A 14933-nucleotide genomic window follows, 5' to 3' on the forward strand; every position below is an offset into this window, starting at 1 on the left:
ACGCCCCGATGCGCGGACAGGACCGTGAAGGAGCGAGAATGAACGACACTCCGGGCTGGGCCTCGCCCGGATCTGCCCCCTCCGACGACCAGGAGGCAGGCGTCCCCCGGCCTTCCGAGCCCGTCGACGGCAGCGGACCTGCGGGGAACTGGTCTTCCACGCAGCCGCCCGCAGGGCAGTGGTCCGCGCCGGGCCAGTCCACGACCGGCCCCGGCACACCGCCCCCCTACCCCGGCTGGGGCGTGCCCCCGCAGGGACCTGGCTGGGGGCAGCAGCCCGCTGCCGCCAAGCCCGGCGTCATCCCCCTGCGCCCCCTGGGTGTCGGTGAGATCCTGGACGGTGCCGTCTCCACCATGCGCGCGCACTGGCGCACGGTCCTCGGCATCACGCTCACCGTCTCCGTGATCGCCCAGACCGGCATCCTGCTGGTGCAGCGGTACCTGCTGCCGGAACCCCCGTCGATCGACCGGAACGCCACCGGCTCGGAGGCCCTGCGTCAGGCCACCGACTCTCTCCGCTCCAGCCTGCTCAACACCGCCCCGCCCCTGCTCATCTCGATGCTGGCCACGATCTTCACCACCGCCGTGCTGACCGTGGTGATCAGCCGCTCGGTGTTGGGCCGCCCCGTCACGCTCTCCGACGCCTGGACCGAGGCCCGGCCCCGGCTGCTCCCGCTCCTGGGCCTGACCTTCCTGCTGGCCCTGATGGCCGCGGTCATCATGACCGCGGGAATCCTTCCGGGTTTCCTGATCGGCGACACGGCAGGGGTCGGCCTCGCCTTCATCGGACTGCTCGCCGCCGGCGCCGTGTTCCTCTGGCTCATGGTCCGTTTCTGCCTCGCCTCCCCGGCGCTGATGCTGGAACGGCAGTCGATCACCGCCTCGCTGCGGCGCTCCGCCAAACTGGTCCGAGGCGCCTGGTGGCGGACCTTCGGCATCCTCGCGCTCACCTGGCTGCTGACGCTCATCGTGACGCTCGTGATCGGCATCCCGTTCGGTCTCATCGCGATGACGGTGAACGATGGCGGTGTGAGCTCCTTCCTCACCGACGAAGCCACCAGTTTCGGCTGGCCCTTCCTGATCGTCTCCGCGATCGGCGACGTGGTCATCGCGACGATCACCTATCCTCTGTCCGCCGGTGTCATGGCCCTTCTCTACGTGGACCAGCGCATCCGGCGAGAAGCGCTCGACCTCGACCTTGCCAGGGCAGCCGGTCTGCCCGGCTACGACAACAGGAGCTGACACCGTGTCGGGGGCGGGTGGCACAGCGGCAGCAGAGCTACTGATCCGGGCAAGCGGCGACATACCCGTGGACACCCCACGGGTGCCCGCCCGTGAAGCCGCGCGGCACGAACTGTCCAAACCGATGTACCACGAGAACGATCCGAACCCGCTCCAGCGCGCTCTGGACCATCTGTGGGACTGGATCGGCGACCTCCTCTCGACCGCCTCGGGCGCCGCCCCGGGCGGGCCTGTGGGGCTCGTCGCACTCGTACTGATCGTGATCGCCCTGATCGCCGCGCTCCTCTGGCGCCTGGGCACGCCACAGCGCACCTCGCGGCGGGCAGCGGACGCCCTCTTCGAGAGCGGCGTCCGCGGGGCGCTGGAACACCGCGCCACCGCCGAGGCGCACGCTGCCGCCGGCCACTGGAGCCAGGCGGTCCAGGAGCGGATGCGTGCCATCGTCCGCTCCCTGGAAGAGCGCGCTCTGCTCGACGCCCGCCCCGGACGCACCGCCGACGAGGCCGCCGCGGAGGCGGGCCGCACGCTTCCCGCACACGCCACGCGGCTCCGGGCGGCAGCCCGGACCTTCGACGACGTGACATATGGCGGCCGGTCGGCCGACCAGCAGACATATCTCACCGTGCTCACCCTCGACCTCGACCTCGAGTCCGCATCACCGCACCTCCCCGGCACCCTCCTGGAGGCTGCCGAATGACCGCGACGGCCACTCCATCCACCTCCGCCTCCCTCACGCCACGTCAGGTCTGGACCCGCGCTCGCGGGCTCCTGCTTGCCGTTCTCGTGCTCGTCGCCGCGGGCATCGCCCTGGCCGCCACCCGCTCCGGAGACCAGCACGGCCGGCTCGACCCCCGCTCCGCAGACCGTTACGGCAGCAGGGCCGTCGCGGAACTCCTCAAAGACCGAGGCATATCCGTCCGCGTGGTCACCACGCTGCGGGCCGCCGCGTCCGCAGCCGGCTCCGACACCACTCTGCTGGTCGCCGCCCCCAATCTGCTGACGCCGTCGCAGCAGGACGCGCTCCACGCGGCAACCACCGGCACGGGCGGGCGGACCGTCCTTCTCGCTGCCGGTCCGCCCTCCGTGGGCGCACTGGCGCCCGGTGTACGAGCGCAGTCCTCCGTGCCGGTGTCCACACGTGCACCGCAGTGCTCTCTGACCGCCGCACGCCAGGCCGGCAAGGCGGAGACAGGGGGCTTCCGCTACACATCGACCGGTGCCGGCGCCCTCGCCTGTTACCCGGCCGACGGTCTTCCCTCCCTGCTGATGCTGGAGCAGCCGGCCTCGGGTGACACCGTCCTGCTCGGATTTCCCGACCTCCTCTACAACGACCGCCTGGACAACGAGGGCAATGCCTCGCTGGCCCTGCAACTCCTCGGCTCGCGCCCTCATCTGGTCTGGTACCTCCCCTCGCTCAGTGATCCCTCGGCCGCGGGCAGCAGCGGAGACAACGACAGCGGCACGGACGGCGACGGCGCGGAGGACGAAAGCAGCTTCATCGACCTGATGCCTTCGGGCTGGCTCTGGGGAACCCTCCAACTCGCCCTCGCAGCCGTTCTCGCCGCGATCTGGCGGGCACGGCGTCTGGGCCCCGTGGTCGCCGAACGGCTGCCCGTGGCCATCCGCGCCTCCGAGTCCACCGAGGGCCGTGCCCGCCTCCAGCGCAGGGCCAAGGCCCGCGACCGGGCTGCCACCTCCCTGCGCCACGCCACCCGTACCCGCCTCGCACCCCTGGTCGGCGTCTCCCCGCGCGACGCACACACCCCCGCGACGCTCCTCCCCGCCGTGTCCGTGCGCCGCGGTGCCGCCGACGACACCCGCCTCCACGAACTGCTCTTCGGCTCGGCCCCTTCGGACGACGCCGCTCTCGTCCTGCTGGCAGAACAACTCGACACCCTCGAAAGAGAGGTCCGTACCTCATGAGCCCCCCGCCCCCCATCCCTGCCGGGACAACCGGGACCGTCAGCGGCGACGCCGCGGCCCGCGCCTCCCTGGAAGCGCTGCGCTCCGAGATCGCGAAGGCCGTGGTCGGCCAGGACCCGGCGGTCACCGGTCTCGTGGTCGCGCTGCTGTGCCGCGGCCATGTCCTGCTGGAAGGTGTCCCCGGCGTGGCCAAGACACTCCTGGTCAGGGCCCTGGCAGCGTCGCTCGAACTCGACACCAAACGCGTCCAGTTCACCCCCGACCTGATGCCGAGTGACGTCACGGGCTCACTCGTCTACGACGCCCGCACCGCCGAGTTCTCCTTCCAGCCGGGACCGGTGTTCACAAACCTTCTGCTCGCCGACGAGATCAACCGGACGCCTCCCAAGACCCAGTCCTCCCTTTTGGAAGCGATGGAGGAACGCCAGGTCACCGTCGACGGCACTCCTCGCCCCCTGCCGGACCCGTTCCTCGTGGCAGCCACGCAGAACCCCGTGGAGTACGAGGGCACATATCCCCTCCCTGAAGCCCAGTTGGACCGGTTCCTCCTCAAGCTGACGGTTCCCTTGCCGTCCCGCGACGACGAGATCAACGTCCTGACCCGCCATGCCGACGGCTTCAACCCCCGTGACCTGCACGCTGCGGGCATACGACCGGTCGCCGGGCCCGCCGACCTGGAGGCCGCACGCACCGCTGTCGCCAGGACCACCGTCTCCCCCGAGATCGCCGGCTATGTCGTGGATATCTGTCGTGCCACGCGTGAATCCCCCTCGCTCGCCCTGGGTGTCTCACCCCGGGGTGCCACCGCTCTGCTCTCCACTTCCCGTGCCTGGGCCTGGCTGACGGGCCGCGACTACGTCACCCCCGACGACGTGAAAGCCCTCGCGCTCCCCACGCTCCGGCACCGCATCCAACTGCGGCCCGAGGCGGAGATGGAGGGAGTCACCGCGGACTCCGTCATCACCGCGGTTCTCGCCCATGTCCCCGTACCCCGTTGAGGCGGTGAATGGTGGCCCTTACCGGACGCACCGCCCTGCTCGCCGCCCTTGCGTCACTCCCTGTAGGCATCCTGGCCCCGAGCTGGACGGGCATGCTCGCGGTCAACGGCCCCCTTCTTCTAGCAATTCTGTGCGACTTCGCCCTGGCAGCGCCAGTCCGCCAGCTCCATTTCACCCGATCCGGTGATACAACCGTTCGACTCGGCGACAGCGCCGAGGTGCTACTCACCGTAGTCAATCCTTCCCGCCGTCTACTGCGGGCACACCTCCGAGACGCATGGCCTCCCAGCAGTTGGCTCCCGGACACGGACCAGACAGCGTCTCGCCACAGACTGGACGTCCCGCCCGGTGAACGCCGCCGTGTCACCACGGTGCTGCGCCCCACCCGTCGCGGCGACCGCCGGGCGGAGCAGATCACCGTCCGCTCGTACGGACCGCTGGGACTCGCGGCCCGCCAGGGCAGCCACCGCGCCCCGTGGAAGGTACGCGTCCTGCCACCCTTCACGAGCCGCAAACACCTGCCGTCCCGCCTGGCCAGGCTGCGCGAGCTGGACGGCCGTACGAGTGTCCTCACCCGGGGCGAGGGCACGGAATTCGACAGTCTGCGCGCCTACGTCCCCGGTGACGACACCCGCTCCATCGACTGGCGGGCCACCGCACGCCAGTCGGCGGTCGCCGTACGGACCTGGCGCCCCGAGCGCGACCGTCACATCCTGATCGTCCTCGACACCGGCCGTACGTCAGCGGGCCGGGTCGGTGATGTACCCCGCCTCGACGCGTCGATGGACGCGGCTCTCCTTCTCACCGCGCTCGCGACCCGAGCCGGCGATCGCGTGGACCTCCTCGCCCATGACCGCCGTGTACGCGCCCAGGTCCGTGGCCGGGGTGCCGGCGACGTTCTGCCGGCCATGGTCGACGCCCTGGCCCCGCTGGAGCCTGAACTCGTGGAAACCGACGCCCGAGGTCTGAGCGCCGCCGCGCTGACGCACGCTCCTCGGCGTTCCCTCGTCGTGCTGCTGACCAGCCTTGACGCAGCCCCTGTCGAGGAGGGACTGCTTCCCGTGCTGCCACGTCTTACTCAGCGCCATACCGTGCTGCTGGCAGCCGTGCGGGACCCTCATATCGAGGAGATGTCGGCGGCGAGGGGAACCGTGGACGCGATCTACGACGCTGCCGCGGGAGCACGGGCTCAGGCGGAACGGCGTCGGACGGGGGACCAGCTCCAACGCCACGGGGTGGTCGTCGTGGACGCCACCCCGGAGAGCCTCGCGCCGTCCCTCGCAGACGCCTACCTGGCCCTCAAGGCCGCTGGCCGGCTGTGACGCCCCGGCCCCTTTCCCCACCCCGAGCAGGGGCGGGGGCGAATCACGAGGAGCGTCAGGCCCGGATGTCTGCCGCATCCTGCTCGTGGTGTGGCTCGCGGTCGGACCAGGGGAGCAGGAAGGGGGTGAGCAGCATGAGAAGACCCGCGAGGGCGATCGCGGCGCGAGGACCGGTGACCGCAGCCAGCAGCCCCCATATCCCGGTCATGACCGCGACGGTCAGCTTGCTGGTGACCGACCACGCCGACAGGGTGCGGACGATCCGGTCCGTGGCCGTCTGCTCGAGCCGATAGGTGGCGAACACCGGGTTGAACACACCCATACACGTGATCAGCCCGAACTCGACCACGATGACGAGCACAAGGCCTCCCGCACCGGGCCGGACGAAGGCCAGCCCGAGCGACCAGCACGCGCGCAACACCCCGGCAGCGAGCAAGACCCTCTGCCGTCCGACCCGTTCGACGAGCCTGCGGGCCAGCCGTGAGCCGATGATCCCGCCGACGCACGGCAGGCCGAAGGCAAGGCCGTACTGCCAGGGAGCGAACCCGAGGTCCCCGAGCATGAGGACGGCAAGCAGCGGCGAGGTCGCCATGATCAAACCGCTGACCAGGACTGTGTTGAAAAACAGAGGACGCAGCGCCGGGTGGCTCAGAATGTGCCGCCACCCTTCGAGCAGGTCGCGGGGCCGGAGCCGCGACCTGGGCGTACCCGTCCGCTCGGGGCGCGGCTCACTGCCACCGATGGCACGGATTCCTGCGGCGGAGAGCAGATAACTGACCGCATCGGCCACCACCGTCGTCACCGGCCCGAAGAATCCGATCGCCGCCGTGCCGGCCGGCGGTCCGAGCACGGTGACGGTCCAGGCGGTGGACTCGAACCGTCCGTTCGCGACGAGCAGGTCCTCAGGCCGTACGAGCGCCTTCAGATACGCTCCGCCGGCCGCGGTGAAGGCGATATCCGCCGCGCCGACGACGACGGACACGAACAGAAGCTGCGCAAAGCCGAGCAGGCCGAGCGCATACGCGGCAGGTACGCTCATCAGCGCTGCGAACCGGGTCAGGTCCATCGCGACCATCACCGGCCGCTTGCGGCGAAACTCCAGCCACGGCCCCAGCGGCACGGCTACGGCGGCTCCCACAGCAAGCCCGGTCGCTGCCAGTACAGATACCTGGGTCGGCCCTGCGTGGAGTGCGAGGATGGCGATCAGAGCGAACGCGTCGAACGCCAGCCGTGTTCCGAACCCGCTGACGGCATACGCCGCCCACAGCCACCCGAACTGCCGGCCCAGCCGTCTCCTGCCCACCGTGCTCCGCCGCCCTTGATGCCTCACCGAACAAACAGACATTGCCCAGGAAGAGCTAACCGAGCACGACAACAGCAGGTCAAACAACCAACTTGGCCCCACCGCACAACGATCCGTTGTGAATTACCGTGGTGCCCCATGGATCTCGAAGCCGTACGCACCTTCGCAGCCGTCGCCGACACGGGCCAGTTCCAGGAAGCCGCCGCTGATCTCTCGATCACCCAGCAGGCCGTCTCCAGACGTATCTCCGTGCTGGAGAAGAACCTCGGTGTGCGGCTGTTCACCCGCACGCCGCGGGGCGCGGAGCTCACCATCGACGGGCAGGCACTTCTGCCTCATGCACGTGAGCTGCTGCGCGTCGCGGAGCGCGCAGTCGCGTCCGTGCACGCCGGCCGGCGCCCGCTCCGTGTCGACGTGCTCGCGTCGCGCGGCGCGCAGGCGGGCCTGATGCGAGGATTCCACCGCGCGCACCCCGAGATCGAGCTCGACGTGTTGATGCTGTTCGAGATCGAGACGGCCATCGCCGCCATCCGGTCCGGTGCGATCGATGCGTCATTCCGCGCCGTCGCGGCGCCCGGCCGGCCACTTCCCGAGGACCTCGACTCCGCCCCAGTGCTCGATGAGCCGTTGCAACTCCTGACAGGCCCAGCCCACGCGCTGGCAGGCGCCAGGTCCGTGACCCTCGCGCAGCTCGCCGGGCACCGGATCTGGATGCCCGGCATCGTCCCCGGAACCGAGTGGGGCGCCTACTACGACGACCTCGTCGCCGAATTCGGCCTCACCATCGAGGCGACCGGCCCCAACTTCGGCTCCGACGCCCTTCTGGACACCATCGCCGACACCCCGGCCCTGGCCACCTTCATGGGCGAGCACACCCGCTTGATCTGGCCTGCCGGCCATGGGCTGCGACGCATCCCGGTGACCGACCCCATGCCTGTCTACCCACACTCACTGATCTGGCGTCGCGACAACCCACACCCCGCCCTCATCGCTCTTCGCCACTATCTCGGTTCCACACGGCCTCACCGGGCCGACGCCGAGACGTGGAAGCCTGCATGGGCCAAGGGTTCGGATGTGCCGCCGACCTGATGCATCGTTCCGGCCCGTGAACGCAGAAAAGCCCCGTGCCACAAGGGCACGGGGCTTAACTATCAAAAGGAGTTCGGCGGCGTCCTACTCTCCCACAGGGTCCCCCCTGCAGTACCATCGGCGCTGAAAGGCTTAGCTTCCGGGTTCGGAATGTAACCGGGCGTTTCCCTAACGCAATGACCACCGAAACACTATGAAATTAACCAACACCGGATGAAAACACGGCCGTTCGTTATTTCAGAACTAACACAGTGGACGCGAGCAACTGAGGACAAGCCCTCGGCCTATTAGTACCAGTCAGCTCCACCCGTTAGGAACCGACCAGGTCGACAAGATCAAGGCCGCGGTCGTCGACGGCCACACCGTCACCGGCGTCATCCACATGCGTACGCTCCGCCCGCCTAGCCGGGCGGCCCTGTCCGGGTCCGGGTTCCGGTCGGCAGGCCCTACCGGTCCGAGGGCGGGGACTCCAGCTCTTCGAGCTCGATGCCCGGGGCCGAGAGGACGACGTCGCCGGCGATGTGGACGGTGTGCTGCTCACCGGTGTCCAGGGCGCTGACCTGGTACGCGTCCACGGTGAGCGGCCCGTTGTCAGTGGGGTGCGCTTCACTGTTCACCAGGGCCCAGGACTGGTCGACGGTACGGGGGGCGAGCACCGGGTCCGTGAAGGTGACGACGCGGACCCGGGTGGCCGGAGAAGTGGGGGTGAGACGCAGCAGCCGTGCGGTGGCGATGAGGAATGCGGGGGACGTGCCGCTGAAGGCGTGGGCGCGGACATTGCCTTCGGTGGCATGGGTGCCGCTCGGATCGGTGCGCACCCAGGTGACCCCTTCGAGGGCGGCGCCGCGGACCTGCCAGCTGGCGGCGTGGAGTTCGAGGCGAATGGGGCGGCCGAGCTCGTCGAGGGTGAGGTCGACGGATCCGAGGTGATCGCCGGACGGGGCGGTCTTCTGGGAGACGTAGCGCCAGCCCGAGGGGCCGGGTGCGCAGTGGAAGTGTTCTTCGCCGAGGGGGGTGTGGTCGTGGAGATCGTGGAGCGAATATCGGCCGCGTGGCATGGGGTCCTTCGGGTTCCTCGGGCTGTGCGGGTGCGGTACGGCGCAGGCCCCCGGCACGGGGGTGCGGGGGCCTGCGTTCGTAGCTGCTGCTGAGTCACCGGGTCTGCGGACGCGCGCGCGTCCGCAGACGATGCGGGGTCTGCCGGTGGCGGGTCTTCACCGACCGGTGGTGAGGGGCCAGGTCATCGGCAGGCCGTCGCAGGTGGTGGCGGTGTCAGTAGCGGTAGTGGTCGGACTTGTACGGGCCCTCGACCTCGACGCCGATGTACGCGGCCTGCTCGGGGCGGAGCGTCGTGAGCTTCACGCCGAGCGCGGCAAGGTGGAGGCGGGCGACCTTCTCGTCGAGGTGCTTGGGCAGCACGTAGACGTCGGTCGGGTACTCCTCGGGCTTGGTGAACAGCTCGATCTGGGCCAGGGTCTGGTCCGCGAACGAGTTGGACATCACGAACGACGGGTGGCCGGTCGCGTTGCCCAGGTTCAGCAGGCGGCCCTCGGACAGCACGATGAGGACCTTGCCGTCGGGGAACGTCCAGGTGTGGACCTGCGGCTTGACCTCGTCCTTGACGATGCCGTCGATCTTCGCCAGGCCGGCCATGTCGATCTCGTTGTCGAAGTGGCCGATGTTCCCGACGATGGCTTGGTGCTTCATCCGGGCCATGTCGGCGGCCATGATGATGTCCTTGTTGCCCGTCGTGGTGACGAAGATGTCGGCCTGCTCGACGACGTCGTCGAGGGTGGCGACCTGGTAGCCGTCCATCGCCGCCTGCAGTGCGCAGATCGGGTCGATCTCCGTGATGATCACTCGGGCGCCCTGGCCCCGCAGGGACTCCGCGCAGCCCTTGCCCACGTCGCCGTAGCCGCAGACGACGGCGGTCTTGCCGCCGATCAGGACGTCGGTGGCGCGGTTGATGCCGTCGATCAGCGAGTGGCGGCAGCCGTACTTGTTGTCGAACTTCGACTTGGTGACCGCGTCGTTGACGTTGATCGCCGGGAACAGGAGGGTGCCGTCACGGTGCATCTCGTACAGCCGGTGCACACCGGTCGTGGTCTCCTCCGTGACACCACGGATCTCGGAGGCCAGCTGGGTCCACTTCTGCGGGGACTCGCCCAGCGTGCGGTTCAGCAGGGTGAGGATGTACGCGTACTCCTCGCTGTCCGCGGTCGACGGGTCCGGGGCCGCTCCGGCCTTCTCGAACTCCACGCCCTTGTGGACGAGGAGGGTGGCGTCACCACCGTCGTCGAGGATCATGTTCGGGCCGCCGGTGGGGGTGTTCGGCCAGGTCAGCGCCTGCTCCGTGCACCACCAGTACTCCTCCAGCGACTCGCCCTTCCAGGCGAAGACCGGGACGCCGGCGGGGGCGTCCGGGGTGCCGTTGGGGCCCACCGCGATCGCGGCGGCGGCGTGGTCCTGCGTGGAGAAGATGTTGCAGGAGGCCCAGCGGACCTCGGCGCCGAGGGCGACCAGGGTCTCGATCAGCACGGCGGTCTGCACGGTCATGTGCAGCGAACCGGTGATGCGGGCGCCGGCCAGCGGCTGCGCGGCGGCGTACTCCTTGCGGATCGACATCAGGCCGGGCATCTCGTGCTCGGCGAGGGTGATCTCCTTGCGGCCGAAGGCGGCGAGGGAGAGGTCGGCGACCTTGAAGTCCTGTCGATTGGCGACCGTCGTCATAACGGGCTGCTCCTCGTGATGGGTCGAGGGTGGGTAGGGCGGCTCTGCGGCACGCCGTGGGCACACGAATGCCCGGGCAGTTCCGCAGCGCAGTCCGTCGGAGGCCCTCTCTCCCTCGGCCGGTCCGGCGTACGGACCGATCGACCGCCATCAGCAGCGACGTCTGACACTGCCGACGAATCTACACCGAACGGCCCAGCCGCTCCCAGTCCACCGGGTCCGGGAGCGGCCTCGTCGGCGTATCGGAGGCGGTCAGTGACCGGATTCCGTCGGGTCGGCCGGGGTGTCGGGGGCATCGCCGGGAGTGCCTTCGGCGGTCGGGCCGTCCGGTGTCTCGCCGGATGCTCCGCGATCACCAGGAGCGCCGTCGGCTGCCGGGCCGTCCAGTGTTGCGCCGGGTGTGCCGCCCTGTGCCTTGGCCGGGTTGACGCCGGCCGCGGCCGCCGCCGCGTTGTAGATGTCGGGCTCCAGGTAGATGACGCGCGCGATGGGCACGGCCTCGCGGATGCGGGACTCCGCGGCGTTGATGGCGTTGGCGACCTCGGTGGCGGTGTCGTCGTGCTGAACCGCGATCTTCGCGGCGACCAGGAGTTCCTCGGGGCCGAGGTGGAGCGTACGCATGTGGATGACGCCGGTGACGGTGTGGCCGTCGACGACCGCGGCCTTGATCTTGTCGACCTGGTCGGTTCCGGCTGCCTCACCGAGCAGCAGGGACTTGGTCTCGGCGGCCAGGACGATCGCGATGACGATCAGCAGGATGCCGATGCACAGGGTGCCGATGCCGTCCCACACACCGTTGCCGGTGCCGAGGGCCAGACCGACACCGGCGAGCGCGAGGATGAGGCCGATGAGCGCGCCGAGGTCCTCGAGCAGGACGACGGGGAGTTCCGGGGCCTTCGCTCGGCGGACGAACTGGGTCCAGGAGAGCGAGCCGCGGGTCTCGTTGGACTCCTTGATCGCCGTACGGAAGGAGAAGCCCTCGGCGATGATCGCGAAGAGCAGGACGCCGACCGGCCAGTACCAGGCCTCGATCTCGTGCGGGTGCTTGATCTTCTCGTAGCCCTCGTACACCGCGAACATGCCACCGACCGAGAACAGGACGATGGAGACGAGGAAGGCGTAGATGTAGCGCTCGCGCCCGTAGCCGAAGGGGTGTTGGGGGGTGGCTTCGCGCTGGGCCTTCTTGCCGCCGAGCAGCAGCAGGCCCTGATTGCCCGAGTCGGCGAGCGAGTGGACGCTCTCCGCGAGCATGGACGACGAGCCACTGAACAGGAACGCCACGAATTTGGCCACTGCGATCGCGAGGTTGGCGGCGAGCGCCGCCACGATCGCCTTGGTTCCGCCTGACGCACTCATGGGTGCCTGGTGTCCCTTCGTCGGTGCTGCGGCTCCGGCGGCCGCGGTACGGCCGGACATTGTTGCAGCCGCTGGTACGGACGGTACGTCAGGCCACCACAGTGGCGCGGAACACTGTGCCCGTACCGGACACTTCGGCCTTCTCCCCGGCCGGAACGAAGACCGATTCACCCGGCCCGAGGCCGAGCTCGCCGGCCTTCGGCGTGCCCGCCGTGCAGAGCAGGATCTGGGGCGTGGCCGCGGTGAGGTCCACGGGGGCGGCGCCGGGTGAGAGGTCGAAGCGGGAGAGCCTGAACTCGTCGACCGGCGTCTCGTAGAGCTCCTCGCCGGAGGGGGACGCCTCGGGCCGCAGGATCCCCGGTTCGGTCGCCTCGAAGCGGACGATGCGCAGCAGTTCGGGTACGTCGATGTGCTTGGGCGTCAGCCCGCAGCGCAGCACGTTGTCCGAGTTGGCCATGATCTCGACGCCGAGGCCTTCGAGGTAGGCGTGCGGAACACCGGCGCCGAGGTACAGCGCCTCTCCGGGCTGGAGTCGTACGTGGTTCAGCAGCATGGCCGCGAGAACGCCGGCGTCGCCCGGGAAGTGGTGGGCGATGCGGGCGTACGGGGCGTAGGCGCCGCCGATCCGTTCGGCGGCGGCCGCCGCGTCGGCGACCGTCTCGGCCATCTGTTCCGGGTCCGCGGTGAGGATCGCCGTGAGGACCTCGCGCAGGGCGGCCTCTTCCGGGTGGGCGCGCAGCAGATCGGCGTACGGCTTGAGGGAGTCGACGCCCAGGCCCTCCAGCGCCTCGGCAGCCTCGACGGGCCGGCGGAAGCCGCACAGGCCGTCGAAGGGGGTGAGGGCGCAGATCAGTTCGGGCTTGTGGTTGGCGTCCTTGTACGTGCGGTGGGGGGCGTCGATCGGGACGGACCGGCGCTCCTCGTCCGCGTAACCCTGCTGTGCCTGGGCGAGGTCGGGGTGGACCTGGAGGGAGAGCGGGGCTCCGGCGGCGAGCAGCTTGAGGAGGAAGGGAAGACGGGGGCCGAACTTGTCGACGGCGGGCCGGCCGAGCTCTCCGGCCGGGTCGGCGGCGATGACGTCGGTGAGCGCCTGTTCGGCGGGGGGCGACGACGGGGCGGCCGATGCTTCGGGCGCGGAACCTGCGCGGGTTATCCGGGACGGGGCTCCGGGATGGGCGCCCATCCACATCTCCGCCTGCGGCTCGCCGGTGGGGGCGACCCCGCGCAGGGCCGGGATGAGTGTGGTGGAGCCCCAGGCGTACGGGCGGACGGTGTTGGAGAGCCGGTCCATGGAAATCGTCCTCGTGTGGGATGCGTGCGGTGTGGATGCGCGGTCGTGCGGTCCGTGCGGGAGCCCGGCCGTACGTGGGGGTGTCGTGGGGCGGCGCAGCCCGGGGCCGGGTGTCACATGGGTCAGCCGCGTCCCGAGGCGAGGGCCACGTAGACGGCGGCGAAGTCGGTGACCGCGAGGAGTTCGGCGAGGGCTTCGAGCCTGCTGCCCTCCTCCGGTTCCAGTTCGCTGATCGCCGTGTCGTGGCCCAGGGCGAGCTCGCGGGCCGCGGGGGCCGCGCTCAGTCCGCCGGTGGGCCGGTCGCGGAGCAGGACGACCCGGGCGTGGAGGGGTTCGGACTCCTCGACCCGGTCGCGGAAGAAGTCGTCGGGGTCGGCCCCGGCCGCGAAGGCGCCGGCCAGCAGGCCCCCATGGGCGGGAAGCGCCTCGGGAAGTTCGGCCGCCAGGGCCGGACGGCCGGAGAGCTCGGCCAGGACCGCGGCGAAGCGGCGTCCGACCGGGCCCGCGGTGTCGCCCTCCGTCCAGATGAGGGGCAGGCTGTCCGCGAGTTCGGCGGCGAGGGTCTTGGCCGGGTTGCCGTACGTGGCGATCGCCGGTCCGCAGCGCTCCGCCGTACGGTCCAGGCGGTCCGCGACGCCCTGCAGCGCATCGGCGGGCGCGGTGACCAGGCCGACGCGGTCCAGCAGGGCGAGCAGCGGGGTGAACAGGGCCCACAGGGTGCCGGGGCCCGCGGCGGAGGTCTCGGCGTCGTACTCGCCGTGCGGGGCGGAGGCCATGGGCACGACGAGGCCGTGCACGCCGTCGACCGCTTCGCGCAGGGGTGACTGGCGGGGCGCCACGGCCACGACGGTGCAGCCGCGGCGGTACGCCTGCTCGGCGAGGAGGGCCAGGCCCGGTTCGGAGCCGTCCGCCGTGACGACGAGGAGCAGGTCGACGGAGCCGGCCCAGCCGGGCAGCGTCCACCGCATCGCGCCTGCGGCGGGTGCGACGCCGGTCGGGTGGATACGCGTGACCGGGGCGGAGGCGCCGGCCAGGGCGCCGATCAGGTCGGCGACGCCGGAGGCGGCGGTGCCGGGGCCCGCGACCAGGACGGCGCGCGGGCGGCCCTCCGGGTTCAGCGCGGTGACCCCGGCCTCCGTCGCGTGCCGGGCGGCGGTACGGACCCGGGCCCCGGCCTCGGCGGCGCCGCGGAGCAGACCGCGGCGGTCGGCTCGGGCCAGGGCTTCCGGGGCGTCGAGCAACGACTCGTCGAGCATGGGGACGGTCCTCCGATCACGTGCCGATCACCGTGCGGTGCGGGGCGGGTGTGAGGCCCGGTTACGCGGGGCGGCGGGCCTCGTCGACGAGGAGGACGGGGATGCCGTCCCGTACGGGGTAGGCCAGGCCGCAGTCCGTGCCGGTGCAGATCAGTTCGGGGCTGTCGGCCGCCGACCGGTCGTCGAGGGGGGAGTGGCAGGCCGGGCAGGCCAGGATCTCCAGGAGGCCGGCTTCGAGCGGCATGGGTGGGTGTCCCTTCGGGCGGCGCGGGTGTGGAGTGCGGGGCGGGCGGTGCGGTGCGCTGTGGTGCAGCGCAGGGTGGTGCGTGTTCCGCGTGTTCAGTTGATCTTGTTCGTGCCTCGTGGAACGGGCGAGGTCAGCCTACCGCCGGGGTGGCGGGGGCGCGGCCCGGCCGGTCCGGGG

The 14933-nt window shown here is 70.6% G+C and carries 13 protein-coding genes and 1 rRNA gene; 6 read left to right on the top strand and 8 right to left on the bottom strand.

The window, feature by feature from the left end; genetic code table 11:
• Positions 1-38 precede the first annotated feature (38 nt).
• The 5 genes from EAO72_RS21670 to EAO72_RS21690 are packed head-to-tail and all read left to right on the top strand — an operon-like array spanning position 39 to position 5484.
• Complete coding sequence (locus EAO72_RS21670; protein WP_148018964.1) at positions 39-1241, top strand: glycerophosphoryl diester phosphodiesterase membrane domain-containing protein; 1203 nt, start codon at positions 39-41, stop codon at positions 1239-1241.
• A 4-nt stretch (positions 1242-1245) separates the two neighbouring features.
• Complete coding sequence (locus EAO72_RS21675) at positions 1246-1938, top strand: DUF4129 domain-containing protein (RefSeq protein ID WP_261991597.1); 693 nt, start codon at positions 1246-1248, stop codon at positions 1936-1938.
• Entirely contained in the window at positions 1935-3164 is a 1230-nt protein-coding gene (locus EAO72_RS21680) for a DUF4350 domain-containing protein (protein ID WP_148018965.1), read from the top strand. The genes EAO72_RS21675 and EAO72_RS21680 overlap by 4 nt, the downstream gene beginning before the upstream one ends.
• The gene (locus tag EAO72_RS21685) at positions 3161-4162 is read left to right on the top strand and encodes an AAA family ATPase (RefSeq protein WP_148018966.1); all 1002 of its coding nucleotides are present in this window, start codon (positions 3161-3163) and stop codon (positions 4160-4162) included. The genes EAO72_RS21680 and EAO72_RS21685 overlap by 4 nt, the downstream gene beginning before the upstream one ends.
• 11 nt (positions 4163-4173) lie before the next feature.
• Positions 4174-5484: a DUF58 domain-containing protein gene (locus EAO72_RS21690; protein WP_148021951.1), complete on the top strand. Its 1311-nt coding sequence runs from the start codon at positions 4174-4176 to the stop codon at positions 5482-5484.
• A 55-nt stretch (positions 5485-5539) separates the two neighbouring features.
• Here EAO72_RS21690 and EAO72_RS21695 read toward each other — a convergent pair whose 3' ends face one another.
• A complete protein-coding gene (locus EAO72_RS21695) occupies positions 5540-6829 on the bottom strand; it encodes an MFS transporter (protein ID WP_148021952.1) in 1290 nt (429 codons plus the stop codon).
• A 96-nt stretch (positions 6830-6925) separates the two neighbouring features.
• On the opposite strand from EAO72_RS21695, the gene EAO72_RS21700 reads away from it, so the two are divergent.
• Positions 6926-7876 (top strand): LysR family transcriptional regulator, encoded by a 951-nt coding sequence (locus EAO72_RS21700; RefSeq protein ID WP_148018967.1) that lies wholly within the window; start codon positions 6926-6928, stop codon positions 7874-7876.
• A gap of 71 nt (positions 7877-7947) precedes the next feature.
• Here EAO72_RS21700 and rrf read toward each other — a convergent pair.
• The 7 genes from rrf to EAO72_RS21735 form a co-directional block, all read right to left on the bottom strand.
• A 5S ribosomal RNA gene (gene rrf, locus EAO72_RS21705) occupies positions 7948-8064 on the bottom strand.
• A gap of 258 nt (positions 8065-8322) precedes the next feature.
• Positions 8323-8934, bottom strand: a complete 612-nt coding sequence (locus EAO72_RS21710; protein WP_148018968.1) for a hypothetical protein — start codon at positions 8932-8934, stop codon at positions 8323-8325.
• 214 nt (positions 8935-9148) lie between these two features.
• Positions 9149-10606, bottom strand: coding sequence for an adenosylhomocysteinase (ahcY, locus tag EAO72_RS21715; RefSeq protein ID WP_148018969.1), 1458 nt, complete (start codon positions 10604-10606; stop codon positions 9149-9151).
• 252 nt (positions 10607-10858) lie between these two features.
• Positions 10859-11962 carry a cation diffusion facilitator family transporter gene (locus EAO72_RS21720; protein WP_148018970.1) on the bottom strand — a complete coding sequence of 368 codons (1104 nt, stop codon included), beginning with the start codon at positions 11960-11962 and terminating at the stop codon, positions 10859-10861.
• A gap of 88 nt (positions 11963-12050) precedes the next feature.
• A complete protein-coding gene (gene manA / locus EAO72_RS21725) occupies positions 12051-13253 on the bottom strand; it encodes a mannose-6-phosphate isomerase, class I (protein WP_148018971.1) in 1203 nt (400 codons plus the stop codon).
• A 122-nt stretch (positions 13254-13375) separates the two neighbouring features.
• A complete protein-coding gene (locus tag EAO72_RS21730) occupies positions 13376-14509 on the bottom strand; it encodes an SIS domain-containing protein (protein WP_148018972.1) in 1134 nt (377 codons plus the stop codon).
• 61 nt (positions 14510-14570) lie between these two features.
• Positions 14571-14753 carry a Trm112 family protein gene (locus EAO72_RS21735; RefSeq protein WP_148018973.1) on the bottom strand — a complete coding sequence of 61 codons (183 nt, stop codon included), beginning with the start codon at positions 14751-14753 and terminating at the stop codon, positions 14571-14573.
• Positions 14754-14933: the final 180 nt, after the last annotated feature.

This window comes from Streptomyces sp. OR43, assembly GCF_008042275.1.
In the GTDB taxonomy this organism is placed as follows: domain Bacteria; phylum Actinomycetota; class Actinomycetes; order Streptomycetales; family Streptomycetaceae; genus Streptomyces.